We start from the raw sequence: 25,741 nt of genomic DNA on the forward strand, positions 1-25,741 counted from the left end.
GGCAAATCATTTAATGATAGACTCATTAACGCTTTCGCTGTTCAGTTTTCAAAGAACATTTTCACAACAACCATTTCATCTTATCAGGTTGTCCAGGCCGTGTCAACAAGTTTTTTCAACGTGTTTTTCAGCGACCTCATTAATCTATCACATACCTTGAGGAAAAAGCAAGAACTATTTTCGCATCATTTTTGCGATCGATTAAGTAAGAAAAGAAGAACAGGTACTAATATAACACTTAACCTTTTTTAGTGCAAGTAAAAAAAATAGAACCACCTGAGTTTTTCTCAGATGGTTCTATTCTACAAAAGACTAGTCGCGGTTACGCATGTGAGGGAACAGCAGTACGTCGCGAATGGAAGGAGAGTTGGTCAACAGCATTACCAGACGGTCAATTCCGATTCCTAATCCTCCAGTTGGCGGCATACCGTACTCAAGCGCTTCAATGAAATCGTCGTCCATATCATGCGCCTCGTCGTTGCCAGCTTCTTTTTCCAAGAGCTGTGCTTCAAAGCGTTCACGCTGGTCAATTGGATCATTGAGCTCTGTAAATGCATTAGCATGCTCACGAGCTACGATAAACAACTCAAAACGATCCGTGAATCGCGGATCCTGGTCATTTTTCTTCGCCAATGGCGAAATCGCTACAGGATGACCGTAAACAAAGGTAGGCTGAATCAACGTATGCTCCAGCTTTTGCTCAAAGAATTCATTCACTACATGTCCGAACGTATGGTGAGGCTCAACGGATACGCCATGCTCTTTTGCCAAAGCACGCGCTTCATCGTCGCTCATTTCCTTCCAGAAATCGACGCCGAGATTTTCCTTAATCAAATCTACCATGTGAACACGACGCCATTTTGGTGTCAGGTCAATCTCATTGCCTTGGTACTGAATTTTCATGGTGCCTAATACTTCTTGTGCGATATGAGCAACCATTTCCTCTGTCAGGCTCATGATATCCTGGTAGTCGGCATACGCTTCATACAGCTCAATCATCGTGAACTCAGGGTTGTGACGAGTAGAGATTCCTTCGTTGCGGTATACGCGACCGATCTCATACACCTTCTCCAAGCCGCCGACAATCAAGCGTTTCAAGTGCAGCTCAATTGCAATACGCATATACAGTTGCATATCCAACGCATTGTGATGCGTGATAAATGGACGAGCAGATGCACCACCGGCAATCGCGTGGAGTGTAGGTGTTTCTACCTCCAGATAGCCAAGGTTGTCCAAATAACGACGCATCGAAGTCAGAATGCGGCTACGTGTAATGAACGTATCGCGAACTTCTGGATTCACAATCAAATCCACGTAACGCTTACGGTAGCGAGTCTCGATATCTTTGAGACCATGGTATTTCTCAGGTAGTGGACGCAATGACTTCGTCAGGTAGGATAGTTCCTTTGCTTTTACACTGAGCTCACCCGTTTTTGTTTTGAAAACAACACCAGTTACACCGATCATGTCACCGATATCAGCCAAATCAAATACTTTGCTTAGCTCTTCGCCAACGGTATCCTGACGGACGTAGATTTGAATTTGACCGGAACGATCCAGCAGTTGAGCAAAGCTCGCCTTACCCATTCCACGTTTCGCCATCAAGCGGCCTGCAATCGTAACCACATTCTCTTCCGCTTCCAGATCTTCCTTGCTCTTTTCGCTAAATGCTTTTGTTATATCTGCAGCGTGATGCGTTTGCTCGAATTTTTTACCGAACGGATCAAAGCCCCACTCACGCAATTGATTCATTTTGTCGTGACGCACTTGAAGAAGCTCGTGGAGCCCTTCCTGTTGCTGTTCTTCTTGCTGAAGGTCTTGCTCGTTTGCCATTTTGCTCACTCCTCTAGAAAATGCCTGCATTAACAATTTTGTACAGACTTTTATAATAGCGATACGGCGTACCTCGCAAAAGGTACGCCATAGATCGACTGCTTACAGGTTAATATCAAGAATCTCGTACTGAATGACTCCTGCCGGTACGTTCACGTCAACAATCGCGCCTTTTGCTTTGCCGAGGAGTGCTTGACCTACCGGGGACTCGTTGGAAATCTTGTTGTTCATCGGATCGGATTCAGCAGAACCTACAATCGTGTAATCCATAACATCACCAAACTCTAGGTCTTTCAGCTTCACGCGGGATCCAACGCTTACAACACCTGTATCTACATCTTCATTTGTGATGATACGGGCATTGCGCAGCATTTTTTCCAACGTCAGAATGCGGCCTTCGATGAACGCTTGCTCATTCTTTGCTTCTTCGTATTCAGAGTTCTCACTGATATCTCCAAAGCTAATCGCTTCTTTAATACGAGCAGCTACTTCCTTACGTTTAACCGTTTTCAAATCTTCAAGCTCTTGTTCCAGCTTTGTTAAACCTTCTGGTGTAAGGATGACTTCTTTTTCAGACATGGTTCAATTCCCCCGTTTTAAAAAATGATTCCATTTATACTGGGTAAAGTACAAAGGATTATATGTAGATGTTCTATACAATATACAGCAGAATGCAATCGTCTGTGAGGTTCAAAGGTAAAGCTGCCAGTGAGGACTGGCAGCTCGGCACCCAATATTACGGAGTATTATAGGATATGAAGGAACCCTTGTCAATGTCTGGAATGAACCACCAGTTTTAGTAGCTGACAGCCTCATCACTTGCTGTTTCCAGCGGTTCTTCGCTGTCATCTGCGTAGTTTTCAATCCAGTCGACAAAGTTCATGAGGACGCTACGAAGCTCCTCTTCTGTCTCAACCGCATTCACGAGATTTTTCGTGTGCGTCGAGCCCTTCAAGCCTTTCAAGTAATACGCCGCGTGCTTACGCATCTCAAGGACTCCCACTCTCGGACCCTTCAGCGCGATTAAACGCTCTGCATGCAATAAACAAATATTCATCTTTTCACGTGCGGTTGGCTCTGGACCTAGTTCTCCCGTCGTCAGGTATTGAATGGTGCGATACAACATCCACGGATTTCCTAGCGCAGCCCGTCCAATCATAACACCATCGCATCCTGTTGTATCCAGCATGCGTCTCGCATCCTCAGGAGTAGCCACATCTCCGTTTCCAATTACCGGAATCGAAACGGTTTCCTTCACTCGACGGATCCAGTCCCAGTCCGCTTTCCCTTTGTACATTTGTACGCGGGTGCGTCCATGAACAGCGATCGCTTTGCCGCCTGCACGTTCTACTGCCTTGGCATTATCCAGTACGTACAGATGGTCTTCGTCCCAGCCCAATCTCATCTTCACGGTAACCGGCTTGTCGACCGCATCGACCACAGAAGATACGACTTCGTAGATTTTATCTGGATCGAGCAACAGACGCGCACCTGCATCACAGCTCGTAATTTTCGGCACAGGACAACCCATGTTGATATCAATGATATCTGCGTTCGTATGTTGGTCTACATATTTCGCTGCACTCACCAAGGTTTCCTTGTCTCCACCAAAAATCTGCAAACTTAGTGGTTTTTCGCGTTCGTCGACAAACAGCATATCTATCGTTTTTTTGTTTCCGTGCACAATGCCCTTATCGCTTACCATCTCGGCACAAACCAATCCAGTACCGAACTCCTTGGCAATCAGACGAAAAGCAGGATTACAAACACCTGCCATTGGAGCGAGCACTACGTTGTTCTTTAATTCAATATTGCCGATTTTCATCTATATTCGCCTCCTTATTCCCGCTTAGTCGGGGTCTTGGAGAGGACAATCCTATCCAAACTTCATTACATCACTTATTTATAGCACATAATTCATCGTAGTCTACCTGTAAAGTGCTGGCGATCTTCCGTAATACAGGCTCTGTTGGCGTACGAGTTCCTCTCTCTAGTGATCCAACAAAAGACAATGACACTCCCATCTTGTCCGAAAGGGACTGTTGTGTATACCCTTTTAGCTTTCGGAAGGACCGGATTCGATTTCCCAGTTGATTGCTCCCCACTCACGTACCCCCTTGTGATCTTCTACCAATAAGGAAAGATAATGATCAATGGTCTGGTTATGCTCAGGTAAAACGCCGCCTTGCCAAACGTCTCGAAGCGGCACGAGTACAAAAGCACGCTCGCTCAGCCCAGGATGAGGAATCATCAGATTGTCTTGCGAAACACGAGATGTCCCGTACAACAGTAAGTCAATATCAATCGTGCGCGGTCCCCATCGAACCGTTCGTACACGACCCAGCTCTCGCTCGACTGACAAAGCCGTCTCTAGCAGCTGATCCGGGCTCTGTTCTGTTTCCACAGCGATCGCCATATTTAGAAATGCATCTTGCTCGACGTAACCAAATGGATCGGTCTCATAAACAGAGGAGACACGTAGCACGCGAATTCCAGGTTGCTCGTTCAATCTCTGTATCGCCCGGCGCAAGTTCTGTGCCCGATCCCCGAGATTGGAGCCTAGCGCCAAATACGCACAAACTGTCATGAAGCAAAATCCTCTCTTCTACGGATCATCTCAATCGCAACCGACTCATAATGCCCATTGATCGGCGGATTCGGCTTGGTCACTTTTGCTTTGACTTCATGCAAAGGGAATTGCTCCAGTAGACGTTCTGCTATCACAACGGTCAGTTTTTCTACCAGATGAAATCGTTCACCCTCGACAATTTTTTGCACACAAGTAAAGATATCGGCGTAATTGACTGTATCGTGAAGATCGTCACTCGCTCCGGCTTTGGATAAATCGAGCGATAGCTCCAAATCGACATAAAACCGTTGACCTAGTTCAGCCTCTGCTCCAAACACACCGTGATATCCGTAAAAAGACATGCCATTGAAGTAGATTTTATCCAAGGCTTAAATGCCCCCTTTTAGCATCGCGTCCATCATCTTCGTAACGCGCTTCATTTCTTTGACATCATGCACCCGTACCATATGACAGCCTTTTGCCGCCCCGAGAGCAACTGTCGCTGCCGTACCTTCGACACGCTCATCTACAGGCAAGTCGAGAACATGACCAATCATCCGCTTGCGTGAAGTAGCAAGTAGAACGGGATAGCCCAGCCCTACCAGATCATCCAGCCTGCGCATCGTTTCGAGATTTTGCTCGACAGTCCTTACAAACCCGATCCCCGGATCGAGGATGATTCGCTCCTGCTTTACCCCTGCCTGCAAGGCGATCTGTACGGACTCACGCAGGTCTTTGATATAGTTTGGGAAAAAGTCGTGATAGTCCGTGTCTTCGCGGTTGTGCATCAGGATAATGGGTACATCAAGACGAGCAGCTACCTCTGCCATCCGCGGGTCACGCTTCGCTCCCCATACATCATTGATGATATGTGCCCCCTCCATAATAGCCCGTTCTGCAACCGCAGCTTTGTAAGTATCAATGGACAGCGGAACAGACAATTCCTGCGAAAGCATCCGAATGACTGGCAGCACTCTGTCCAGCTCCGTCGCCTCATCGACTGCTTCCGACCCCGGACGTGTCGATTCTCCCCCGATATCAATCAGGTCAGCTCCAGCTTCAACCATCGCACGCGCTTGTGCCAGTGCTGCCTCCACATCGACATAGCGACCGCCATCCGAAAATGAATCAGGTGTCACATTCAAAATACCCATGACTAGCGTACGCTCTCCCAATGGCAGGACATACTGGCCACAGTTCAGCTCGCGCCGCGCACGAAGCTTGGCAGGCATAGCTAAAACTTCCCGTACCTCTACCGCCAACGCTCGTAGTTCTTCTGTTTGGGTTTTCATATAATCCAACGCCAAATCCATCTTCTTGTGTGAAGCCAACAGCAGCACGTATTTTTTGTCGACGGTACCTGGTTGGTCTGAGATAACAGCTTCCGCATCGAAAGAGTGCATAATCTCTCTCACACTCTGTGCTGTTGCCACACTCATGTTTTCCGTGTGAATCTTCAGGCTCGTCCCCGCTTCCGTCATGCGTTCGGCTTCCGGAACAGGAACCCCCCTTTTGACAAGCTCCGATACCATCTCAGCGAAGGTCGCAGCATGGATTCGAAATGAATTGTATTTCATGATCAAACTCCCTTTTTCCGTCTTCGCACATTGAATAGTAGCATACCATAATTTACTCGCTAGCCGCTACAGACTGACGGTAGGCGCGGTGCAGTTCGCACGAATATGCACCATATGTCGAAGGGACGGAATACCCGTCAATTTCGGTAATCGGAACGATCTCTTGCACGGAATTTGTCGTAAAGACTTCATCAGCGTTGAGCAGCTCTTCCAAGCGATATCGACCTTCTTCGACAGGCATCGATAATTGCTGTGCCAACGCCAAAACATGTCGCCGCGTCACACCATCAAGAATGCCCGTATCAATAGAAGGGGTAAACAACTGGCCGTTCTTGACCCAGAACACATTGCTAACAATTCCTTCCGCCACGAAGCCATCGTGCGTCAAAAACAGACCTTCCACATCGGGACGGGCACCGAGTTCTTGGCGTGCAAGAGCATTGTTTAAGTAATTGTGCGATTTAAAGCGCTGCTGGCCTTCTGCTGTCTGTCTAGCCAACGCCAAAGTCTGCAACCGTTTTGGCACGGGAGGTAATGCCAGAGGTACTACAGGTTTGGCAAATACGAATAAGGACGGACGCTCGTATCCCCCTGCTACCAAGCCCACTCCTTCTTCACCTGCCGTAATACTCAAGCGGACGTATGCATCACGCAACTCGTTGGCATCGATGGTCATCAAGATGGCTTCTGCCAGCTCTTCCTTGGTCCAAGCAGGTTGAATCTGCAACGCAAAAAGCCCGGAACAAAGCCGGGCGTAATGGGCATCCCATAGAAATAGCTTGCGGTCGTATACACGTAATGTTTCAAACAAACCAATACCGTACAAAAACCCGTGATCCAATACCGATACGGTAGCCTCATGAGCCGGACAAATCGTTCCGTTTACATAAACGTGCATCTGCGCTCTCTCCCGATAATATAGTCGAGAGCATCATATCACATCTTTTTCTCCTCTTCATCCGGCGTCAAATCTTTCATCGAGAGCTTAAACTCATTCAAAGTCTGTCCGACTGCACGACCAATCTCCGGCAGCTTCTTCGGTCCGAAAAGCAACAAGGAAATGATCAAGAGCAAAATCAATCCGGGAATACCGATGCTCGACAGCATTGCTGGCAACACTCCTTTTCCTGTCAATTACCCAGTCTCTTCAAAGGATGTGCATAAAGCTCCCAATCTACTCCCAGTCCCAAGCGAAAAAGGCTACCACTGTAGCATGGTAGCCCATCACTCGCAAAAATTTTACTCTCGCTTATTTTTTCCCGCCCAGGATTTCGAAAATGACATCCGCGTTTTTGGTGTTGTCGATCAATCCAGATACTTTTTCTTTACCAGGACCATACGCATAGACGTTTACATCCTCACCTGTGTGTCCACCTGTTGTCCAGCCAGTAAAAGAGCGTGTATCGATAATCGCTTCGATGGCATTATCAATTTTCACTTGGTCTTTTGTTTCAGTAGCTTTCTTCACAGACGCGATTTCTTCCGGAGTCAGCTCCAGGTCAATGTACTTCTTGAGTGTTTCTTCTACATTTGCACCTTTTGCAATTTCAGTCGAAATGAAATCAGGGGTACGTTTCACGGCTTTGATTGGATCTACCAAGAAGTTGTACTCATCCTTAGCTCCTACAGACAATCCACCCGTGGAGTGGTCAGCAGTTGCGATAACCAGCGTATGGCCATCTTTCTTCGCGAAATCAATCGCTGCTTTGAAAGCTCTCTCGAAATCTTCCATCTCGCTCATCGCGCCAACGATATCGTTGTCATGACCAGCCCAGTCAATTTGGCTTCCTTCTACCATCAGGAAGAACCCATTCTTGTTCTTGCTCAGACGATCGATCGCAGCATTTGTCATTTCTTCCAGGGAAGGTGTTTCCTTGGAGCGGTCAATCATTTTGTCCATTCCGCCATCTGCAAACAATCCGAGAATTTTGCCGTTTTTGTCGTCCAATAGTTCGCTCTTCGAAGTAACGTAGCTGTAGCCATCTTTCTTAAACTCTTTCGTCAGGTCACGATCTTTACGAACGAAGTTTTTCAAGCCACCGCCAAGCATTACGTCAATAGAATGCTCGCCGTTAATTTTCAAATCATAGTAATCATTCGCAATCGCATCCATATTCTTGCGGCTTTCGTCATGAGCGCCATAAGAAGCCGGAGTAGCATGTGTAATTTCGGAGGTCGCTACCAAGCCAGTAGATTTACCAACTTTTTTCGCACGCTCGAGTACCGTTTCTACTTCTGATTTGTCGTTGTCTACCGCAATGGCATTATTGTATGTTTTTTTACCGGAAGACATCGCCGTAGCAGCAGATGCGGAGTCTGTAATGTTTTGCTTGTGGTCTTCTGCGTAAGTCATTTGTGCACCGACCAAATATTTATCGAATTCTGTTGGCTCCATCAGTGGAGTCGAAGGGTCGTCCTTCATGTAACGATGTGCGGTTGTGTAAGCAGTACCCATGCCGTCACCGATCAAGAAGATTACATTTTTCACTTTTGCGTTGTTATTATTTTCTGCTGCTTTTACAAGATCTGTAGTAGGGCCGAAGAACGCTGTAAAAGCCAGCGAGGAGATTACTGCCACGGGAACGAGTTTTTTGGGGAATGTACGGAACATCATGTACCTCCTAAGAAATGAATTATTATTTAATTTCAGCTTGATTGTAATCTTCCAATATTGAGAAATGACGTAGGCAATGTAAAGAAGTTTAAGGAAACAGTAAAGATAGATTTACATTTGTCGAAGAACACAAAAAACCGCCCTCGAAAAAAGGCGGTTTTCCTGTCGTATCTATGTGTTAACCTGTCGTATGGCGCGCGTATGCGGAAAGGAAGTTCTTCAGCAATTGCTTGCCGTGCTCGGTAATAATCGATTCAGGGTGGAACTGGACGCCCTCAATTGGGTACTCCCGATGGCGCACAGCCATAATTTCACCTTCGGCTGTCCGAGCGGTTACTTCCAGCTCACTCGGAATTGACGCTTCCTCGATAATCAAGGAATGGTAGCGTGCCGCTGTAAAAGGGGACGGGATGTCCTGAAAGATAGTTTTGCCATCATGGAAAACTTCCGATGTCTTTCCGTGCATCAAGCGCTCGGCCCGAATGACTTTTCCGCCAAACACTTGTCCAATGGATTGATGGCCCAAGCAAACACCCAAAATCGGAATTTTTCCGGCAAAATGGCGGATCGCATCCATGCTGATCCCCGCTTCATTTGGCGTGCACGGTCCTGGAGACACCATCAAATAATCAGGTGCCAGTCGCTCGATTTCTTCCAGCGTAATCTTGTCGTTGCGATACACTTGGAGCTCTTCCCCAAGCTCTCCCACATACTGCACCAAATTGTAGGTAAAGGAATCGTAGTTATCAATCATCAAAATCATCGTACACTCGTCTCCTCTCAACTCATCGTTCTCTGCTCGCTCAACTCAAGTGCTTTCCACAACGCTTCTGCTTTTTTCAATGACTCGGCGTACTCGGCCTCTGGAACCGAGTCAATCACGATACCCGCTCCAGCCTGGACATGAGCTACGCCATCCTTGATCACCATCGTGCGGATGGCAATGTTGACCTCGATATCACCATTGAAGCCAAACCAGCCGATTGATCCCGTATAGACGCCTCGCTTGACTGGCTCCAGCTCTTCGATGATTTCCATCGTGCGAACCTTGGGCGCTCCGGTGATCGTCCCTCCCGGAAAAGTCGCTTCGATCGCATCAAGCGCATCCTTGCCTGCTGCCAGCTCTCCTTTGACATGAGAGACGATATGCATGACGTGGGAATATTTCTCCACGACCATGAATTCGCTGACCTCCACGCTGCCAAAGCGACAGACACGGCCCATGTCATTGCGTTCCAGATCAACCAGCATGACATGCTCTGCGCGTTCCTTTTCATTATCAATCAGTTCACGGGCCAATGCATCGTCTTGCTCGTCCGTTAATCCACGCGGACGTGTACCGGCGATTGGACGCGTATGCACTTCCTTGCCTTTTACTTTTACAAGTAGCTCTGGCGAGGCACTAACCAATTGAAATTCAGGGAAGCTCAGATAGCCCATATAAGGCGACGGATTCAGCTTGCGAAGCACATCGTACACTTCTGGGGCAGTCACTTGCACCGGCTTACTTTGCCGTACCGACAGATTGACCTGAAAAACATCCCCTTGGGCAATGTACTCCTGCACCCGGCGAACGGCTTCCTCGAATTGGTCTTTGCCAAAGGATACGGACGCTGGCACTAGCTTTGCAAGCGGTCTTTTGCGCAAAGCTTCCCAATCTGTCTCATCGCGATCCATTGCCAAGGAAGCAATCGAGTCCATACGTTTTTCCAGCTGGAGTGCTGCTTGTCGATAGCTCTCTTCGGTCAAATTTCCCGCATTCAAATGCGTCAGACAAATGATCTCTCGGGTCTCATGATCAAAGACTAGAAGGTCTTGCATTATCATAACATACAGGTCTGGCAACTGTAAGTCATCAGTCGCTATCTGTAGCAAGCTAGGCTCAAAAAAGCGGTTCATCTCATAGCTAATATAGCCTACCGCTCCGCCAGCAAAATCTGGCATACCTGGAAGCACAGGCGTACGGTAACGAGAGAGCAACTCTCGTAAAGCATTCAATGGGTTTTTAGCTTCTATGCTCTCGATTTTTCCTTCTGGGTACGAAACGATGGTTTCTCCTCGCTGACTGCGCAGCGTAGCGATAGGCTCATATGCCAAAAAGGTATACCGCCCAGCTCGTCCACTTTCCAACAGGACAGCATTTTGCAGAGAAGGCTGTAGTTTTGTGAGTACCTGCCACGGATCAATCGTCGTAGACCATGGTCTACGCAAGGCTAGGGGAACCAATGAATAAGATAAGGCATATGTCTTGCAATCAGCAAAGGTAGGGAACATTCTTCCTCTTCACGCTCCGGTTTTCACTATTTATCCGTTCATTATATAGTTGCCTGACACAAAAAGAAAAGACCACGTCGCCAACCTGGCGCTCCGTGGTCTTGCGGTATATTTTTACAATTAATCTTCGAACTGATACAGAGGCGTGGACAAATAACGCTCTCCATTCGAAGGAATGATAGCGATCACTTTTTTGCCTTTGCCAAGCTTCGCTGCTACTTGCAGAGCCGCATGGATCGCTGCTCCAGAAGAAATCCCGCCGAGAATGCCTTCCTGACGAGCTACACGACGCGCCGTTTCAAAAGCGTCCTCGTTTTCTACCTTAATGATTTCGTCGTAAATTTGTGTATCGAGAATATCCGGGACAAAGCCAGCCCCGATACCTTGGATCTTATGTGGACCTGGTTTGCCGCCGGACAAAACTGGCGAAGCCGCAGGCTCAACAGCCACGATTTGTACATTCGGATAGTGTTCACGAAGAACTTGCCCTACACCCGTAATCGTTCCGCCTGTACCGATACCGGAAATAAACGCATCTACACCGCCGATTTCCTTCGCTTGGTCCAACAGCTCACGGGCAGTCGTCTCGCGGTGAATAGCCGGGTTTGCTAGATTTTTAAATTGTTGCGGAATGAAATAAGAGCTATCTTCTTTCGCCAGCTCTTCCGCTTTGCGAATCGCTCCGCCCATCCCTTCGCTGCCTGGTGTGAGAACCAGCTCCGCACCATACGCACGCAACAGGTTGCGTCGCTCCATACTCATCGTCTCTGGCATGACCAGAATAGCACGATATCCTTTTGCAGCAGCAACCATCGCGAGTCCAATACCGGTATTTCCGCTCGTAGGTTCAATGATGGTATCACCCGGTTTTAGACTCCCATCTGCCTCTGCTGCCTCAATCATCGACAACGCAATTCGGTCTTTTACACTGCTTCCTGGGTTGAAGAACTCCAGCTTCAAGTAAATGTCTGCAATATCTTCGGTGACAACACGATTCAGCTTTACAAGCGGAGTAAAACCAATCAAATCGGTAATGGAATTAGCCACGCGCATATGTTCTGCCCCTCCTATTTTTCATAACCGAGTAAAACGCTAGGATTTATTGACATAATTATATCAACGGTAGCCTATTTGGTCAATGAGGCACTTGCCCAGAAATCTGGACCCCTACCGATTTTCGCAATCGCTCCAGCACGACATCCAGCGACTCGACCTGGGCAAATGCGATTTCTCGGCGCAGCTCATCTTTTACCTCTTCAAACGTCCGTTGACTGGCTTCCCTGCGCTCTGTCAGTTGATAAATGACGTATTGATCTTGTATTTTGATCGCTTCGCTATATTTGTCTTTCTCCAGCTTTTCTACAATGGGCTTCGCCTCGTCAGGCAATCGATTATCCTTGATGGAAACCCAGCCTACATCGCCGCCATTCACCGCTGTATCCGCATCAATCGAACGCGCTTTGGCAATCGTCTGAAAGTCGGCCCCGTTTTTTAAATCAGCCAAAACTTGTTCCGCTTCTTTTTGTGAAGCCACGACGATTTGTCCTAAACGCACCTGCATCGGTCGGGTATAACGGTCAGATCGGCTATTGTAGACGTTTATTATTTCTTCATCCTTGATGGTCATGTCCTTCGTTGCCAGGGTTTGCAGCAGGATTTGATAAGAAATCTCTTGCTTTAGGGCTTCCACGGTCGTCCCCGCTTGTTTGATTAGCGCAGCCTCAAACTCGCTGTCTGTCCGACTGCCGTAACTGTCGCGAATCTGGGAAAGCTCTTGCTCCAGCTGCTTCGGATCAACCGTAATGCCGGATCGCTTAGCCTCTTGAAAAACGACTTCCCGATTAATCATGTCGTTTAGCACTTGCTTACCGAACTTTTGTTTCAGCGCCGTTACATACTCGTCGTTGCTAATCGTCTTATCCCCTACGATGGCGGCAGGCTGCAGCTTGCCTGATGCCTGGTACCATGCCCAGGTAACGGCAAGCAGCAACAACACAAGCGCCCCAATGAATGCCCACAACCCTTTTACGTTGGTCATGCCAACACTCCCCTACTTGACGCCGCGCTTACATGTCTTTCAGGATGTCTTCCAACGCGGATCTGTCATAATGGTAACGTTCATTACAGAAATGACAGTGTACTTCTGCTTCGCCCTGTTCCTCAATCAGACCTTCCATTTCTTCGCGTCCCATGCTGATCAGTGCCTGAACTACCTTATCCGCTGAACATTTACAGCTAAATTGAATCTCCGTGCGGCTCAGGATTTTTGGCTCATCCAATACGCGGGCCAAAATCTCTTCAGGAGTCAAACCTTCGCCAATCATGCGAGAAACCTGTGGAAGCTGTCCTAGGCGCTCTTCAATGGCTGCCACAACCTCTTCAGGCGTATTCGGCAACAGCTGAAGAATAAAACCACCCGCAGCCAAAACAGAACGGTCCTCAGGATTAACCAGTACACCCACCCCTACTGCTGAAGGCGTTTGCTCGGACATCACAAAATAATACGTGAAGTCTTCCCCAATCTCACCAGAAACGATCGGCGCGCTGCCTTGATACGGCTCCTTGAGACCGAGATCTTTCGTTACGTACACAAACCCGTCTGTTCCCACTGCACGTGCTACATCGAGCTTGCCTTTATCGTTTAGCTCAAAGTGTACATGCGGGTTGGATACATACGCGATTCCTTCACCATGTGCGTTTGCTTCCGCCATGATCTGCCCGATTGGTCCGCCTCCTTTTACTTTGACATGGAGGCTCTCGTTTCCTTTTAACATAGCTCCCATCATCAAGGTAATAGTCAGCGTACGTCCCGCTGCTGCTGTCGCTGTATTCCACATGTCGTGACGACGACGCATATCTTCGACAGATTCTGTCGTGCGTGCGGCAAATGCACGAACATGCCCATTAAAACCAGTTGCTCTTATCATATAATCGCCCATGTAGCGATCCTCCTTTTCAATCATGAAGCTATCTTACCAGTTTACCACAAGGAGAAAAAGACTACGCCTCTCCCGCTGTGAGTCTGACACTTTGAGGATTCGACCATTTCTGACAGAAAAGACCCCTCTGTACGAAGAGGGGCCGAAATCACTAAATCCTATGTTAGGTTAAATAATCTTTTAATACGTGCGAGGCTTTTTGCGTTCGCAATCGGTCAATCGTCGTCGCTTCAATTTGGCGAATACGCTCGCGGGTAAGACCAAACATTTTCCCCACTTCCTCCAGCGTGTACACTTGGTCATCATAGAGACCATAACGCATGGAGATAATTTCTTGGGCGCGGGGACTAAGTCGATCCAACGCTGCGCGCATTTGCGAGCGAAGGTCTACTTTTTCAATCCAGTCATCCAGCGAGGCCAACCCATCATCCATGATTTCTGCGTAGCTCAAGCTCTCGTCTTCATGCCAAGCCTGCCATTTCTCACTGTCCAGTTCAGCGTCGATTGATTCCATTTTCATCATGAGAGCCAGTTCAATGGCTTCCACCTTTTCTAATGGAATATCCAAGAGTACGGCAATCTCCTGCCGATCTGGCGTCCGGTTCAAAGCATGGACGAGATGTAGTACTTGCTTCTGATACTGGCGAATCTGCTCATGCATGTGGACAGGAATGCGAATCAGAGTTGCTTTGTCGTTGATGGCACGGGTGATCGCTTGAGAGATCCACCAGTGCGAGTAATGATAGAGACGCACGCCTCGTCCCACATCAAATTTGTCAATCGCGGTAAACAAACCTATCGTGCCCTCCTGAATCAAATCCAGGAACGGCATCCCTCTTTTCAAATGGCGCAAAGCGGTACTAACTACGTATCGTAAATAGGCGCGCACAATCGTTTCACGTGCTTCAAGATCGCCATCCCTTTGATAGCGAATCAGGCAAGCAAGCTCTTCTTCTTTGTCCAACATAGGTGTTGCAGCGACGCTTTCCAAAAACAGTAGAGCAGAAGTGTCCGATCGAAGCGATCTAGGGACAACAATTCCCAACTGTGTCTCCACTTCCCGCCAACGACGGGGAGTTGAATGGAACGAGGAGGTACTCAGAGTCATATGCAACCCTCACTTCTCTGGAATGGAAGATCACGATGAAGTAGGTGAGTCACGGAATGTTTTACTGTATCCGTATTTCGACAAAACCTGTCCGATTCCTGCCAGTTAACAGAATATTAACAGTTCTCCTCTCAGAATAGTTGATGAAAGCCCTTTCATAGGCTAGAGTTAAAAGTTTATGAAGAAAAAGCCATCCTCATTAACCAAGGATGGCAAAAAGACAATGTCGAATCTTCTGATAAAAACAAAGGCTACTGATACAGGTGACAGGCGACGAAGTGGTTGGTGTCCACTTCCTGCCAGATAGGCTTCTTTTCGGCGCATACGGCTTTGGCTACCGGACAGCGCGTGCGGAACACACAGCCGCTAGGTGGATTGATCGGACTCGGAACGTCACCTTCGATAATGGTACGCTCGCGGCTTTTCTCCAAATCAGGATCGGGGACAGGTATGGCCGACAACAACGCCTGGGTGTAAGGATGCTTCGGTGATTCGTAAAGAATTTCACTGGCAGTCATCTCGACCATATTGCCCAGGTACATGACGCCAATCCGGTCACTGATGTGCTTGACCATCGCCAAATCATGCGCGATAAACAAGTACGTCAGCTTTTGTTCCTGCTGCAATTTCTTCATTAGATTAACGACCTGTGCCTGAACCGAAACATCGAGTGCGGAAATCGGCTCATCAGCAATGATGAAGGTTGGATTGACGGCAAGTGCCCGCGCAATCCCTATCCGCTGTCGCTGACCACCACTGAACTCGTGCGGGAAACGGTTGGCATGCTCTTTTTGCAAGCCAACCATCTCCAACAGCTCGATCACACGGTTCATCCGTTCCTTCCCTTTATATAGTCCATTTAGATGCAAGCCCTCCGAAATGATTTCTGAAATGTTCATTCGGGGGTTCAGAGAAGCATACGGGTCCTGAAAAATCATTTGCATATGGCGTGTCAGCCTGCTCCGCTCAGCAGATGATGCCTGATGGACGTTTTGCCCGTCAAAAATAACCTCACCTGTCGTCGGTTGATACAAGCCAATGATTGTACGGCCTGTGGTCGATTTGCCGCAGCCAGATTCCCCTACCAGTCCAAACGTTTCCCCCTCGTATATATCGAAGGAAACATTGTCCGCTGCCGTAAGTGAGAGCCCTTTACCCAACGTAAAGGTCTTTGTCAGGTTCTTTACCTGGACCAGCTTCTTTCGTTGCATCTGGCCACTCCTCCCCGTTATCCGTTTACCAGTATCGTCTGGAGACGCAATGTTCCTTTTCGAGCTTGTAGCCATCCAGCTTGACGATCTCGATGGCACTTCGCGAATCCGGAGAATGAATCATTTCACCATTCCCTATATAAATGCCCACGTGATGGACTCTGCCTTTCCCCTCTTCATGGGCAAAAAACAGCAGATCGCCCGGAAGCAAAGCTTCTTTTTCCACGAGCTGTCCGGCTTTTGCCTGATCAGATGCATCACGCGGAATCTGGAGACCGACAGAACGGTGCATGTTGTACGCAAATCCTGAGCAGTCATACCCGTAAGAGGACATGCCGCCCCATAAATAATGCAGCTTGAGGAATCGCTTGCCCGCTTCTACGATTGCCTCTCCACGATTACCGGAAAGCTCGATGGGCTCGTTTGCTTTCACGATTTGGACATCTGCTTTTGGCAAAAGTCCCGTGCCGTTCGGTGTCGCTACCGTTACCCAGTCTGCTGTTTCCTCAATCAGCGGCAGTTTGGTCAAAAAGGCAAGCTCCAGGTCTGGCTTTTTGTCGGCTGTATGTAGACGGGTAAACGCCGCTGTGACCATCGCTAGCTTTTGGCCTGGCTGTACCTCAAAAGCATCTGACCACGGTGCTAGCTGGCGAGACGGAATCCAGCCAGGATAGCCTGTTGCATTTTTGTTCGTAGTCTGATCAGGAATCTGTACCTGTGACCATTCCCCTTGCTCCTCGACTACCTCTACGCGGGTACCGTACAGTGCTTGTGTTTGAATCGCGTTATTGTCGTAAAAACCAAGCTTCTCCTCCACAGTTAGGGAAGCGAGCCAGCCTCGTGCATCTACCGGGGATTTGAGTGCTACTTGGTCAATATCACGCGGCGACTCCGGCTTGGTCCACACAGTGGCAACAGAGACAGAAACAATGGCAGATTTCATCTTAGTTCTCCCCCTCCCACAGGCTAACGGAACGAATACCGAGCCCAGACTCTTCTGGCATGCGCATCAAGCGACCTTCGTATGTTACGCCACCTTCTATGCCATCGTGCAAAAGCATCAACGGGGCATCGAAATCAAAGCGGGTGATGTTTTTCTTGCTGGCCGCAAAATGAGCTGCTGCTGAAACAGCCAGACGCGATTCGATCATGCTGCCAACCATACATGGAATACCGTACTCTTCAGCCAATTGGTTGATCAATTGTGCTTTGTAAATGCCACCAGCCTTCATCAGCTTGATATTAATCATGTCAGCCGCACGGTTTTGCAAAACCTGCAGGGCCTGCGCTGGTGAAAACACACTCTCGTCAGCCATGATGGGCGTATCGACCGAATCTGTTACCCGCTTCAAGCCTTCCAAATCATGCGCTTTTACAGGCTGCTCAATGAGTTCGATGCCAAGACCCATGTCCTCCATTTTGCGAATGGATTGCACCGCTTCTTTTACATTCCATCCCTGGTTGGCATCAAGACGAATCTTCACCTGATTGCCCACGGATTTGCGAATTTCCTGGATGCGCAAAATGTCATCCTCGATATTGTCCTTGCCGACCTTGATTTTCAGTACGTGAAAGCCTTGCTTGAGATAGGCAGCGGCATCCTCGCCCATTTCTTTCGGGGAGTTCACGCTGACGGTATAGTCCGTCTCCAATTGGTCACGGTAGCCACCCAGGAATTGATACAACGGCATTCCTGCGCGCTGAGAAATAAGGTCGTACAACGCAATGTCTACCGCTGCCTTCGCACTCGTATTTCCTACCATGGATTGGTGCAAGGTTTGGAAAACTCGTTCATAGGCAAGCAAATTCAAGCCGATGAGCTGAGGTCTCATCGTATTCATAATCGCCGACTCGATGCTTTCGATGCTGTCTCCGGTAATGACGACAGTAGCCGAAGCTTCGCCCCACCCGACCATACCGTTGTCGCAGGTAATTTTCACCAGAACCGATTCCAGACTATGCACCGTACGCAAAGCCGTTTTAAAAGGCTTTTTCAATGGAACAGATATTCGTTTTACTTCGATGGCTTGAATAATCATGTTTTCCTCCATCTTCTCCAGAACTCGTGCTTTCTTTCGTGTTTTTTCTAATAGACATACTAAATTATAGCACTATTAAAAATTCTAGCAAAAAAGGGGGGAGAGCCATTCCATCGCCTGAAATGACTTCTCCCAACCCGCTCTTTCTTACTTCACGACAGCTTTTCTCAGGTCTGTGTAGCTCAGTGAAGAGCTTTGTACACCACTCACTTTGTCGCTTGAGAGCAAGGAAGTGTTGTAGAAATAAAGCGGTGCGATTGGCGCTTCATCCACCAAGATTTTTTCTGCATCATGAAGCAGCTTCAGACGTTTTGCATCGTCTGGCTCCTTGTATGCGTCTTGGATCAGCTTGTCGAATTGCGCATTGCTCCAGCCCGTACGATTGCTCGCTGCCTTCGATTGGAAAATGTCGAGGAAGTTGATCGCATCACCGAAGTCAGGCAACCAGGAAGAACGAGCAATTTGATACTGCAATTGCTTTTGCATATCCGTCAAAACTTTTCCTTCTACCTTTTGCAGCTTCACATCCACGCCCAGCGTCTGCTTCCACATTTCTTGCGCGGCTTGTGCCGTTTTTTCGTTAGCCGTTCCGCTGCGGTACGTGAGTGTAACCTCTGGCAGCTTTGTGTAGCCTTTTTCTTTCATTCCTTGTTCCAGGAGCTTCTTCGCTTCATCTGGGTTGAAGTTCACCAATTCTCCGCCTACCTCACGGAATTGTCCTTCACCGTTGGCATCAGGCAAACCATAAGATACGAAGCCTGTTCCCGGCTTTTGTTGACGCATCAGCACCAGGTCGACCAGTGTCTTACGGTCAATCGCCAAGCTGAAGGCTTTACGAATATTGGCATTATCAAATGGCTCCTTTGTTACGTTGAAACGATAGAACTCTGTACCTGCTCCATCACGCACGAATACTTTCCCATCTTTGAACAATTGGTCTGCCATGTCTGCAGGAACGGTTGTCGTTCTGTGCAGCTCTTCGTTCGTAAACATTTGGTACTCGGTATTCTCGTCATCAATCATTTTCCAAACAGCACCAGGCAAAGTTACGTTTGCTGCATCCCAGTACGTATCGCTCTTCATTATTTTCAGTTCACTGTCATGCGCCCATTCTGTCAGCTTGAATGGCCCGTTTCCGACAAAGCTTGCTGCTTCTGCTGCCCATTTCGGATCTTTTTCTACAGTTGCTTTGTGAACAGGGAAGAAAGCCGGGTTTGATGCCAACAGGAGCGTCCAGGAAGCTGGTTGAGCGAGCACAACCTCTAGTGTTTTGTCGTCCAACGCTTTTACTTTTACGCCATCCGCCGGTCCTTTACCACTGTTATAGGCCTCCGCTCCCTCAATAATATACGCGAGGGATGCCGCTGGAGAGGCCAGTGCAGGATCAAGCATGCGTTTCCACGCGAATTCGAAGTCCTGAGCCTTTACCGGTTCTCCATTGGACCATTTGTTGTCACGCAGAGTAAAGGTGTAGGTTTTTCCATCCACGGAGACCTTCCATTCGGAAGCAGCCGCTGGTTGAGGCTTTTGATTTTCGTCCAGGCGAGTCAATCCTTCCATCAAGTTGTTCAAAATGTTATAGGACGGCTCATCGAAGCCAATCGGCGGATCCAATGACGTCGGTTCCTTGATATTATTCAGCAACAGGAGCTTTGCTGCTTGATCGCCCGGCGTCGGAGCATTTGGCTGAGCGGTGTTACCTGGTGCAGGCTCTCCCGATGCAGCTGGTTGACCCGATGTACATCCAGCCATGAGCATGGACACCCCCAGCGTAGCCGTCAGCAACAATGTTGATAGTTTTTTCACTGTTTCTTCCCCCTTATTTTTTTGTTTTTGTATGACGTAAAAGGATAGCGCCGTCAGCCGACACCCTCTTTTACACGAGCAAAGCCGGGCTTGACCACTGCCCTCGACAGCTATGAATCAGGTCCCCGTTGGCGATTGCATCGACGCTAACAACTTCTTCGCCCGTGGGTCCTGCAACCAACAGGAAACCGCGTGTCTGCTATGAACATGTGTCTCCGCTGGCTGGTAATTCCGACATACTTCCAACGCGTAGTCACAGCGCGCAGCGAAAGCACAGCCAATTGGCGGGCTGAACAAATCCGGGGGTGTTCCAGGTATTGGGCTGAGCGGTATGGAGCGATCCGCATCCAAACGAGGCATCGACGCCAGCAAGCCTTTGGTGTACGGATGCTGCGGATTGTAAAAAATGTCGCGAACAGGCCCGGACTCTACCACTTTTCCGGCATACATGACGTTGACCCGATCCGCAATCTTGGCGACAACTCCCAAATCATGCGTGATCATAATGATCGAGACTCCCGTCTTTTTCTGAATGCTCTTGAACAGCTCGATGATTTGCGCCTGAATCGTCACATCCAACGCTGTCGTAGGCTCATCCGCAATCAGAATGGACGGCTTACAGACAAGCGCAATCGCAATCATGATCCGTTGGCGCATCCCGCCACTAAACTGATGGAGGTACTGCTTGAAACGACTTTCTGGATTGGCGATCCCGACCAAGGTGAGAATTTCAACCGCTTGCCGCTTGGCTTCACTTCTGGTGACCTTTTGATGGCGAATGATTCCCTCCATAATCTGCTCCCCAATGGTGATAGTCGGGTTAAGTGATGTCATCGCATCTTGAAAGATCATGGAGATTTCTTTCCCACGCAGCTCGCGCATTTGCTTTTCCGGCAGCTTTGCCAAGTCCTGCCCTTTAAAATGAATGCTTCCACCCGCGATTTTTCCGATATGCTCCGGGATCAGTCTCATGATGCTCCTTGCAGTCACACTTTTCCCACATCCGGATTCACCAACAATCGCCAGTGTCTCCCCTTTGTTCAAAGTAAAGTTCACGTCCCGAACGGCGTTCACTTCACCACCATGCGTCTTGAATGTGACTCGAAGCCCACTGACCTCCAGCAGCTTTTCCGTTTTATCCATGTTGCCTACCTCCTTGACTTCGGATCAAATGCATCGCGTAAGCCATCACCGAGCACGTTGAACGCGAGCATCGTCAGCGAGATGAGGAAAGCAGGGAAAAAGAGTCGCCACCAATGCCCCGACAAAATGGTGGGGAGTCCATCGTTCGCCATCACTCCCCAGCTAGCCATTGGCGCCTGAATACCGAGACCGAGAAAACTCAGAAACGCCTCTGCAAAAATCGCAGATGGAACAGATAACGTGACATATACAATGATGATGCCAATTGTGTTGGGCAGCAGATGTTTACGAATGATGTAGAAAGGCTTTGCCCCCATTGTTTTTGCTGCCAGTACGTACTCTGAGTTTTTCATTTGCAGAACCTGACCACGCACAGTCCGGGCCATCCCGATCCAACCGGTCGCACTTAAGGCGATAATAATGGTTAAAAGTCCGGGGCCCATGACGACCATTAGCAAAATCACCACCAACAAATAAGGAAGTCCGTACAAAATGTCCACGAAGCGCATCATGATATTATCGATTCGCCCGCCCAAATATCCGGCAATTCCTCCATACAAGACACCAATGAAAAAATCGATAAGTGCTGCCGTCAAACCAACAAACAAGGAAATCCGCGCACCATACCAAACACGCGTGAACACATCGCGGCCAAAATCATCAGTACCAAACCAGTTCGCATCCGACGGCGGTTTGTTTTTCATAATAATCGACTGTTTGGCGTATTCATGACCAGAGATCATCGGTCCAATCGTAGCCATAACCCCAAGCAAGATAATAACTACCAACCCCAACAGAGCCAGCTTGTTTCCTCTCAGACGAAGCCAAGCTTCTTGCCAAAACGTCAGTTGAGGCCGCACAATCGCTTCCGCATTGAGGTTGTCTTTTCGCATGGGGATAAATAAATCATCAGAAACGATCATCCTTCGCTCTCCTTTCGATGCAGCTTAATTCGTGGATCAATGATGCCGTACAGTACATCGACGACAAACATCAGGAAAATCAAAAGTGCGCTATAGAAGACGGTCGTTCCCATAATGACGGAATAGTCACGGTTATTAATGCCGGCTACGAAATATTTCCCCATCCCAGGAATCGCAAATATTTTTTCGATCACAAAGCTTCCCGTTAAAACGTTGGCAATCAGTGCGCCTAAAAGCGTGACGACAGGCAAAATCGCATTACGCAGTGCGTGCTTCAACACGATCGTCGCCGGAGACAGCCCTTTTGCACGAGCGGTTTCAATATATTCCTGGGTCAACACTTCCAGCATGTTGGTACGGGTCAAACGAGCGATAATTGCAATCGGGCCAAATGCCAATGCAAGCGCTGGCATAATCACATGCTGCCAAGACCCCCACGTTGCGGTCGGCAACAGCTTCCATTCGACCGCCAAATATTTGATTAATAAGGAGGCGACAACAAAGCTGGGAACAGATATCCCGATAACAGCAATAATCATGGCAAGGTAATCAATGAGACGGTTATGTCGTAGCGCGGCGATTACACCAAGCGCAATACCGGTAACAATCGCAAAGACGACAGAAATCAGACCGAGTTGAAAAGAAACGGGGAATCCACGGGCGATCATTTTGTTGACCGTATCCGAGCTGTTTGCAATCGACGGCCCAAGGTCAAACTGCACCAGCTTTTGCAAGTACAGCCCGTATTGGACGAGTAGTGGCTTATCCAGGTTGTAGTAGGCATTGAGATTGGCAGCAACTGCTTCATTTAATGCCTTTCCTTCTTTTTCAAAAGGAGATCCCGGAACGGCATGCATCAGGAAAAAGGTGAGGGTAATGATGAGCCATAACGTCACGATCATGGAGATAAATCTGCGGAAAACAAAAGATAGCAAGGACTCTCCTCCTTTTCATCAGAAACTGACCTCTCGTAATAAGCAAAAAACCCAGCAAATGCACGTGATCATGGCATTTGCTGGGTTTTACTTACGTGTATGCCGTGCATACGAATAAATAAAGCAGCGGGTGTATTCATTTGGTGACTGTGGCTTTATTTCTCGTGGAAACTGCTTGTTTGTACTTCTTTTGCGCGTCCTTAAACGCTGCGATCAATGTTTTTTGGGAAGATCCAAAATACCGAAAGCGAATCTCTTCGCCAATTTCCTCCGACGCCATAATCGAATGACCGATAAAGATCGACCGAGCAAAATCAGACGTCAGTTGGACCGTGGAAGAACAGGCTGCATCTACGATCTTGTCGTTGGAAGTATCGACAACCAATCCGATAAAAAAAGCACTGAATTGCTGTGTAATCGGATTGTTCGAAGAGGACTGTGCATCGCCTACGATATAAATGGTATCTTTATCAAACAAATCAATAACCCCACTTTTACTATGCTTAACGGACCGGCAAACGGGATGTTCGGAGAGCGACTTCCTCACAATCGCAAGCTGGGTAAGCACTTTCCTACATAGTACCAGAAGAATTTGCAATTTGTAAATAAGTCTGACTAATCTTTCAGTTCTTCTACAGATACGACCGGAAACGAATGTGACGGCAGCATCGGCAAAAACGGTCGCTCGTCGATATAGGCAACTACGACATGCGATGGACCCACCATTGTTTTCGGTGCGAGCTGCAATTCCTCCCCACGCTCAGTTACGATGGTGATCTGCAGCATTCCACCTCCCGGACGAGCTGGCCCTTTCGTTGCTCGCTCTGTCACGAGAGTTTTCCCATTGTACTGTAAGCGTAATTGGTGGTCATTACGCCACGAACGGAAATCCACATAATAGCGCGAGAAAGGAATGGGATCAGTGGTCACACTGTCTGCTTGAGGGACGAACATGGCCTGCTCACGACGGTAGCCACCATTCTCATTCATTCTTTCATCAAAACGTTCAAGAGCCTTGTCTTCGAGCAGATCAATCACACCCTCTGTTTTCAGTACAGGATCAACAGCAAAGGTAGCGTGATGATTAGACAACTCCAGGAGTATCTTCACTTCTGTTTTTTTCTGCATGGCGAGGTCTGCATCTACAATAAACATACCTACCAACAAAAAGAACAGCATCGTAGAAATGGATAAGATATTTATACCCGTAACGATAGCCTCCTAACGGGAGCTTTTACAAATCGTAGTCCATGATGTTAACTGTACCTATTCTTTGGACTTGCAAGGAATCAGCTGGCATCGGAATCCACGAGGTAAAGCGGGGGTATGGAATTGCCAGCTCCACGACAAACTCATCTTCGTGGCTCCACAGAACAGGATCAAGTGAACGAGTCCGAGTGACGCTGACAGACAGCTCCTGATCTGGAATGGAAAGCTTTTTCTCTCTCAGCTCCCGAGCGATTAATGCCCGAACCTCTTGTTGCAGGTTGGCCTCACTCGTCCCCCCGTGGTTGCTAACGTATTTCGTAGCGACCGCGCTCACTTCCAATAATTCGTTCCTGGCCTGAACAACCGTATGTACCTGTAAAAGCCCTAATGGAATGAGTAGCATAACCATAATGTTCAGAATCACAGCGATTAATTGACCCATTAGCCTGTACCAAAACGAGTTACTTCAGCGAGCAAATCACCGAAAAACTGCGTGCATGCCGAAAAGAGATTTTGCGGACCAGTGAGAAGCAACCCTACCGTCAAAGGCAAAACAATCGCCATTACAGCCAAAATGCTAATCATTTTATTCATTCACTACCACCCTGGATCAAAGTATTCGGACGGTCGGCTTCCCGTAAAGGAAAAGGATGTATCCCCCTCCACAAATTTGTGCAGCCATTGGGTCACTTTTGAAGGTTGGATGGTAACCGATAAGGTAATCGCCTCCTGCCGCTCTTTACGAGCTCGCTCGCTCTCGGTTCGAGGCCAGCTCCCAGCAAACGTATCCCCTGTCACTTCCCAACCCAGTCCTTTCATTTTCAGAAGATAGTAATCTGCTAACGTCGACTCCAAATACCCGATGTCCTGCATATCATCCAGTAAGTCAGCATATATTCCACGGGCAATCGCCCTTTCCATTGCGTACAAGTGGTAAGCTCCCAGTGCGGAAGTTATCAATAGAAGGACCAGTAGACAAATAAGAAAGACTTTTGCTTTCACCATCGTTTTAGAAACGCCAGCTCTTCTTTAATGGAAGATGACCGTCGCTGCCCGATACACCCTTTCCTGTTGTGTCTGTTTAAGCTGCTCCTCTGATTGGAGATTCCAAAGCACCGCGCACAAGCTCCCTACCATAATCGAAATGATGAGAAGTACGTGGATGTGCAGCATTATTTTGACGACGTATAGGATGTGCCGTTTTGCATCCTAAAGTTGATGTTTTCATTTCGAGTATCGTAGTTTAGCGATGTGATGGATTGGTTAATGCTCTCGGCAGAATCGTTTGCCGCAGGGCTTAACTCATTGCCGTAACTGCTAACACCGATCCCTAACACCATGACGCATGCTAAAAATATAAAAAACATTTTCGACATCTCAATTTTCCCCTTTTCTCATTCGTGATTTATTTAAGGTATGGCTTTATCGATCCACCCAACTGCTCGATCTCTCAGTCCGTCTTCCCTCACTACTGATGTGTTTATTTCAGACAGGCTCGAAACGATTATTCCTAAAGAGAAAACGATGCACATGATGATAGATAATAGCTTCGTCATGAGTT

At 48.1% G+C, this 25,741-nt stretch carries 29 protein-coding genes; all 29 read right to left on the reverse strand.

Annotation, left to right across the window (positions count from 1 at the left end; genetic code table 11):
* Window positions 1–312: 312 nt before the first annotated feature.
* The 29 genes from lysS to HPY31_RS28155 all read right to left on the reverse strand — a co-directional run bounded on the left by lysS (window position 313) and on the right by HPY31_RS28155 (window position 25,736).
* Window positions 313–1,833 (reverse strand): lysine--tRNA ligase, encoded by a 1,521-nt coding sequence (gene lysS, locus HPY31_RS28015; RefSeq protein ID WP_016738830.1) that lies wholly within the window; start codon window positions 1,831–1,833, stop codon window positions 313–315.
* A gap of 102 nt (window positions 1,834–1,935) precedes the next feature.
* Window positions 1,936–2,412 (reverse strand): transcription elongation factor GreA, encoded by a 477-nt coding sequence (gene greA / locus HPY31_RS28020; RefSeq protein WP_007725265.1) that lies wholly within the window; start codon window positions 2,410–2,412, stop codon window positions 1,936–1,938.
* 217 nt (window positions 2,413–2,629) lie between these two features.
* Window positions 2,630–3,658: a tRNA dihydrouridine synthase DusB gene (dusB, locus tag HPY31_RS28025; protein ID WP_012683950.1), complete on the reverse strand. Its 1,029-nt coding sequence runs from the start codon at window positions 3,656–3,658 to the stop codon at window positions 2,630–2,632.
* A gap of 70 nt (window positions 3,659–3,728) precedes the next feature.
* Entirely contained in the window at window positions 3,729–3,938 is a 210-nt protein-coding gene (locus HPY31_RS28030) for a helix-turn-helix domain-containing protein (protein ID WP_012683949.1), read from the reverse strand.
* Window positions 3,890–4,420: a 2-amino-4-hydroxy-6-hydroxymethyldihydropteridine diphosphokinase gene (folK, locus tag HPY31_RS28035; RefSeq protein ID WP_016738831.1), complete on the reverse strand. Its 531-nt coding sequence runs from the start codon at window positions 4,418–4,420 to the stop codon at window positions 3,890–3,892. The genes HPY31_RS28030 and folK overlap by 49 nt, the downstream gene beginning before the upstream one ends.
* The gene (folB, locus tag HPY31_RS28040) at window positions 4,417–4,788 is read right to left on the reverse strand and encodes a dihydroneopterin aldolase (RefSeq protein WP_172143235.1); all 372 of its coding nucleotides are present in this window, start codon (window positions 4,786–4,788) and stop codon (window positions 4,417–4,419) included. The genes folK and folB overlap by 4 nt, the downstream gene beginning before the upstream one ends.
* Window positions 4,789–4,791: 3 nt before the next feature.
* Entirely contained in the window at window positions 4,792–5,979 is a 1,188-nt protein-coding gene (gene folP, locus HPY31_RS28045) for a dihydropteroate synthase (RefSeq protein WP_172143236.1), read from the reverse strand.
* A gap of 52 nt (window positions 5,980–6,031) precedes the next feature.
* Window positions 6,032–6,877 carry an aminodeoxychorismate lyase gene (gene pabC / locus HPY31_RS28050; protein ID WP_172143237.1) on the reverse strand — a complete coding sequence of 282 codons (846 nt, stop codon included), beginning with the start codon at window positions 6,875–6,877 and terminating at the stop codon, window positions 6,032–6,034.
* Window positions 6,878–6,915: 38 nt separating this feature from the next.
* Window positions 6,916–7,086 carry a twin-arginine translocase TatA/TatE family subunit gene (gene tatA, locus HPY31_RS28055; protein ID WP_012683944.1) on the reverse strand — a complete coding sequence of 57 codons (171 nt, stop codon included), beginning with the start codon at window positions 7,084–7,086 and terminating at the stop codon, window positions 6,916–6,918.
* A 142-nt stretch (window positions 7,087–7,228) separates the two neighbouring features.
* Window positions 7,229–8,590: an alkaline phosphatase gene (locus HPY31_RS28060; protein WP_172143264.1), complete on the reverse strand. Its 1,362-nt coding sequence runs from the start codon at window positions 8,588–8,590 to the stop codon at window positions 7,229–7,231.
* Window positions 8,591–8,771: 181 nt separating this feature from the next.
* Complete coding sequence (gene pabA / locus HPY31_RS28065) at window positions 8,772–9,356, reverse strand: aminodeoxychorismate/anthranilate synthase component II (protein WP_172143238.1); 585 nt, start codon at window positions 9,354–9,356, stop codon at window positions 8,772–8,774.
* 17 nt (window positions 9,357–9,373) lie between these two features.
* Window positions 9,374–10,867: an anthranilate synthase component I family protein gene (locus HPY31_RS28070; protein ID WP_172143239.1), complete on the reverse strand. Its 1,494-nt coding sequence runs from the start codon at window positions 10,865–10,867 to the stop codon at window positions 9,374–9,376.
* A gap of 120 nt (window positions 10,868–10,987) precedes the next feature.
* Window positions 10,988–11,920: a cysteine synthase A gene (gene cysK / locus HPY31_RS28075; RefSeq protein ID WP_012683940.1), complete on the reverse strand. Its 933-nt coding sequence runs from the start codon at window positions 11,918–11,920 to the stop codon at window positions 10,988–10,990.
* An 82-nt stretch (window positions 11,921–12,002) separates the two neighbouring features.
* A complete protein-coding gene (locus tag HPY31_RS28080; protein WP_172143240.1) occupies window positions 12,003–12,905 on the reverse strand; it encodes a peptidyl-prolyl cis-trans isomerase in 903 nt (300 codons plus the stop codon).
* A gap of 28 nt (window positions 12,906–12,933) precedes the next feature.
* Window positions 12,934–13,806 carry an Hsp33 family molecular chaperone HslO gene (hslO, locus tag HPY31_RS28085; RefSeq protein ID WP_016738840.1) on the reverse strand — a complete coding sequence of 291 codons (873 nt, stop codon included), beginning with the start codon at window positions 13,804–13,806 and terminating at the stop codon, window positions 12,934–12,936.
* Window positions 13,807–13,969: 163 nt separating this feature from the next.
* Window positions 13,970–14,914: a sigma-70 family RNA polymerase sigma factor gene (locus tag HPY31_RS28090; protein WP_172143241.1), complete on the reverse strand. Its 945-nt coding sequence runs from the start codon at window positions 14,912–14,914 to the stop codon at window positions 13,970–13,972.
* A 251-nt stretch (window positions 14,915–15,165) separates the two neighbouring features.
* On the reverse strand, window positions 15,166–16,125 hold the full coding sequence (locus HPY31_RS28095) for an ABC transporter ATP-binding protein (RefSeq protein WP_172143242.1): 960 nt from the start codon (window positions 16,123–16,125) through the stop codon (window positions 15,166–15,168).
* A gap of 25 nt (window positions 16,126–16,150) precedes the next feature.
* Window positions 16,151–17,068, reverse strand: coding sequence for a C40 family peptidase (locus tag HPY31_RS28100; RefSeq protein WP_172143243.1), 918 nt, complete (start codon window positions 17,066–17,068; stop codon window positions 16,151–16,153).
* Between the two features lies 1 nt (window position 17,069).
* On the reverse strand, window positions 17,070–18,164 hold the full coding sequence (locus HPY31_RS28105; protein WP_172143265.1) for a dipeptide epimerase: 1,095 nt from the start codon (window positions 18,162–18,164) through the stop codon (window positions 17,070–17,072).
* A gap of 147 nt (window positions 18,165–18,311) precedes the next feature.
* Window positions 18,312–19,970: a peptide ABC transporter substrate-binding protein gene (locus HPY31_RS28110; protein WP_172143244.1), complete on the reverse strand. Its 1,659-nt coding sequence runs from the start codon at window positions 19,968–19,970 to the stop codon at window positions 18,312–18,314.
* Between the two features lie 117 nt (window positions 19,971–20,087).
* A complete protein-coding gene (locus HPY31_RS28115) occupies window positions 20,088–21,113 on the reverse strand; it encodes an ABC transporter ATP-binding protein (protein ID WP_172143245.1) in 1,026 nt (341 codons plus the stop codon).
* A 5-nt stretch (window positions 21,114–21,118) separates the two neighbouring features.
* Window positions 21,119–22,006 carry an ABC transporter permease gene (locus HPY31_RS28120; protein ID WP_371811821.1) on the reverse strand — a complete coding sequence of 296 codons (888 nt, stop codon included), beginning with the start codon at window positions 22,004–22,006 and terminating at the stop codon, window positions 21,119–21,121.
* Between the two features lie 26 nt (window positions 22,007–22,032).
* A complete protein-coding gene (locus HPY31_RS28125; protein ID WP_172143247.1) occupies window positions 22,033–22,971 on the reverse strand; it encodes an ABC transporter permease in 939 nt (312 codons plus the stop codon).
* Window positions 22,972–23,107: 136 nt separating this feature from the next.
* The gene (locus tag HPY31_RS28130) at window positions 23,108–23,449 is read right to left on the reverse strand and encodes a DUF3870 domain-containing protein (protein WP_012683929.1); all 342 of its coding nucleotides are present in this window, start codon (window positions 23,447–23,449) and stop codon (window positions 23,108–23,110) included.
* Between the two features lie 137 nt (window positions 23,450–23,586).
* Window positions 23,587–24,150: a hypothetical protein gene (locus HPY31_RS28135; RefSeq protein WP_172143248.1), complete on the reverse strand. Its 564-nt coding sequence runs from the start codon at window positions 24,148–24,150 to the stop codon at window positions 23,587–23,589.
* Between the two features lie 55 nt (window positions 24,151–24,205).
* On the reverse strand, window positions 24,206–24,622 hold the full coding sequence (locus HPY31_RS28140) for a hypothetical protein (protein WP_172143249.1): 417 nt from the start codon (window positions 24,620–24,622) through the stop codon (window positions 24,206–24,208).
* On the reverse strand, window positions 24,622–24,774 hold the full coding sequence (locus HPY31_RS28145; protein ID WP_012683926.1) for a hypothetical protein: 153 nt from the start codon (window positions 24,772–24,774) through the stop codon (window positions 24,622–24,624). Before HPY31_RS28145 ends, HPY31_RS28140 begins: the two co-directional genes overlap by 1 nt.
* A gap of 3 nt (window positions 24,775–24,777) precedes the next feature.
* Entirely contained in the window at window positions 24,778–25,101 is a 324-nt protein-coding gene (locus tag HPY31_RS28150; RefSeq protein ID WP_253901978.1) for a hypothetical protein, read from the reverse strand.
* A gap of 488 nt (window positions 25,102–25,589) precedes the next feature.
* Complete coding sequence (locus HPY31_RS28155) at window positions 25,590–25,736, reverse strand: hypothetical protein (RefSeq protein ID WP_007725181.1); 147 nt, start codon at window positions 25,734–25,736, stop codon at window positions 25,590–25,592.
* Between the last annotated feature and the right edge of the window lie 5 nt (window positions 25,737–25,741).

Origin of the sequence: Brevibacillus sp. HB1.3 (assembly GCF_013186635.1) — a bacterium.
Lineage (GTDB): Bacteria > Bacillota > Bacilli > Brevibacillales > Brevibacillaceae > Brevibacillus > Brevibacillus brevis_D.

Excerpts from the sequence above, each read along its gene's own strand:
- folP (WP_172143236.1), bottom strand. The coding sequence starts at position 5,979 with ATGAAATACAATTCATTTCGAATCCATGCTGCGACCTTCGCTGAGATG.
- HPY31_RS28140 (WP_172143249.1), bottom strand. The coding sequence starts at position 24,622 with ATGGGTCAATTAATCGCTGTGATTCTGAACATTATGGTTATGCTACTC.
- hslO (WP_016738840.1), bottom strand. The coding sequence starts at position 13,806 with ATGGGCGATTATATGATAAGAGCAACTGGTTTTAATGGGCATGTTCGT.
- HPY31_RS28150 (WP_253901978.1), bottom strand. The coding sequence starts at position 25,101 with ATGGAAAGGGCGATTGCCCGTGGAATATATGCTGACTTACTGGATGAT.
- HPY31_RS28135 (WP_172143248.1), bottom strand. The coding sequence starts at position 24,150 with ATGCTGTTCTTTTTGTTGGTAGGTATGTTTATTGTAGATGCAGACCTC.
- dusB (WP_012683950.1), bottom strand. The coding sequence starts at position 3,658 with ATGAAAATCGGCAATATTGAATTAAAGAACAACGTAGTGCTCGCTCCA.
- greA (WP_007725265.1), bottom strand. The coding sequence starts at position 2,412 with ATGTCTGAAAAAGAAGTCATCCTTACACCAGAAGGTTTAACAAAGCTG.
- HPY31_RS28090 (WP_172143241.1), bottom strand. The coding sequence starts at position 14,914 with ATGACTCTGAGTACCTCCTCGTTCCATTCAACTCCCCGTCGTTGGCGG.
- lysS (WP_016738830.1), bottom strand. The coding sequence starts at position 1,833 with ATGGCAAACGAGCAAGACCTTCAGCAAGAAGAACAGCAACAGGAAGGG.
- HPY31_RS28070 (WP_172143239.1), bottom strand. The coding sequence starts at position 10,867 with ATGTTCCCTACCTTTGCTGATTGCAAGACATATGCCTTATCTTATTCA.
- HPY31_RS28115 (WP_172143245.1), bottom strand. The coding sequence starts at position 21,113 with ATGGATAAAACGGAAAAGCTGCTGGAGGTCAGTGGGCTTCGAGTCACA.
- HPY31_RS28145 (WP_012683926.1), bottom strand. The coding sequence starts at position 24,774 with ATGAATAAAATGATTAGCATTTTGGCTGTAATGGCGATTGTTTTGCCT.
- pabC (WP_172143237.1), bottom strand. The coding sequence starts at position 6,877 with ATGCACGTTTATGTAAACGGAACGATTTGTCCGGCTCATGAGGCTACC.
- HPY31_RS28120 (WP_371811821.1), bottom strand. The coding sequence starts at position 22,006 with ATGCGAAAAGACAACCTCAATGCGGAAGCGATTGTGCGGCCTCAACTG.
- HPY31_RS28060 (WP_172143264.1), bottom strand. The coding sequence starts at position 8,590 with ATGTTCCGTACATTCCCCAAAAAACTCGTTCCCGTGGCAGTAATCTCC.
- cysK (WP_012683940.1), bottom strand. The coding sequence starts at position 11,920 with ATGCGCGTGGCTAATTCCATTACCGATTTGATTGGTTTTACTCCGCTT.
- folK (WP_016738831.1), bottom strand. The coding sequence starts at position 4,420 with ATGACAGTTTGTGCGTATTTGGCGCTAGGCTCCAATCTCGGGGATCGG.
- HPY31_RS28105 (WP_172143265.1), bottom strand. The coding sequence starts at position 18,164 with ATGATTATTCAAGCCATCGAAGTAAAACGAATATCTGTTCCATTGAAA.
- tatA (WP_012683944.1), bottom strand. The coding sequence starts at position 7,086 with ATGCTGTCGAGCATCGGTATTCCCGGATTGATTTTGCTCTTGATCATT.
- HPY31_RS28080 (WP_172143240.1), bottom strand. The coding sequence starts at position 12,905 with ATGACCAACGTAAAAGGGTTGTGGGCATTCATTGGGGCGCTTGTGTTG.
- HPY31_RS28095 (WP_172143242.1), bottom strand. The coding sequence starts at position 16,125 with ATGCAACGAAAGAAGCTGGTCCAGGTAAAGAACCTGACAAAGACCTTT.
- HPY31_RS28155 (WP_007725181.1), bottom strand. The coding sequence starts at position 25,736 with ATGACGAAGCTATTATCTATCATCATGTGCATCGTTTTCTCTTTAGGA.
- HPY31_RS28100 (WP_172143243.1), bottom strand. The coding sequence starts at position 17,068 with ATGAAATCTGCCATTGTTTCTGTCTCTGTTGCCACTGTGTGGACCAAG.
- pabA (WP_172143238.1), bottom strand. The coding sequence starts at position 9,356 with ATGATTTTGATGATTGATAACTACGATTCCTTTACCTACAATTTGGTG.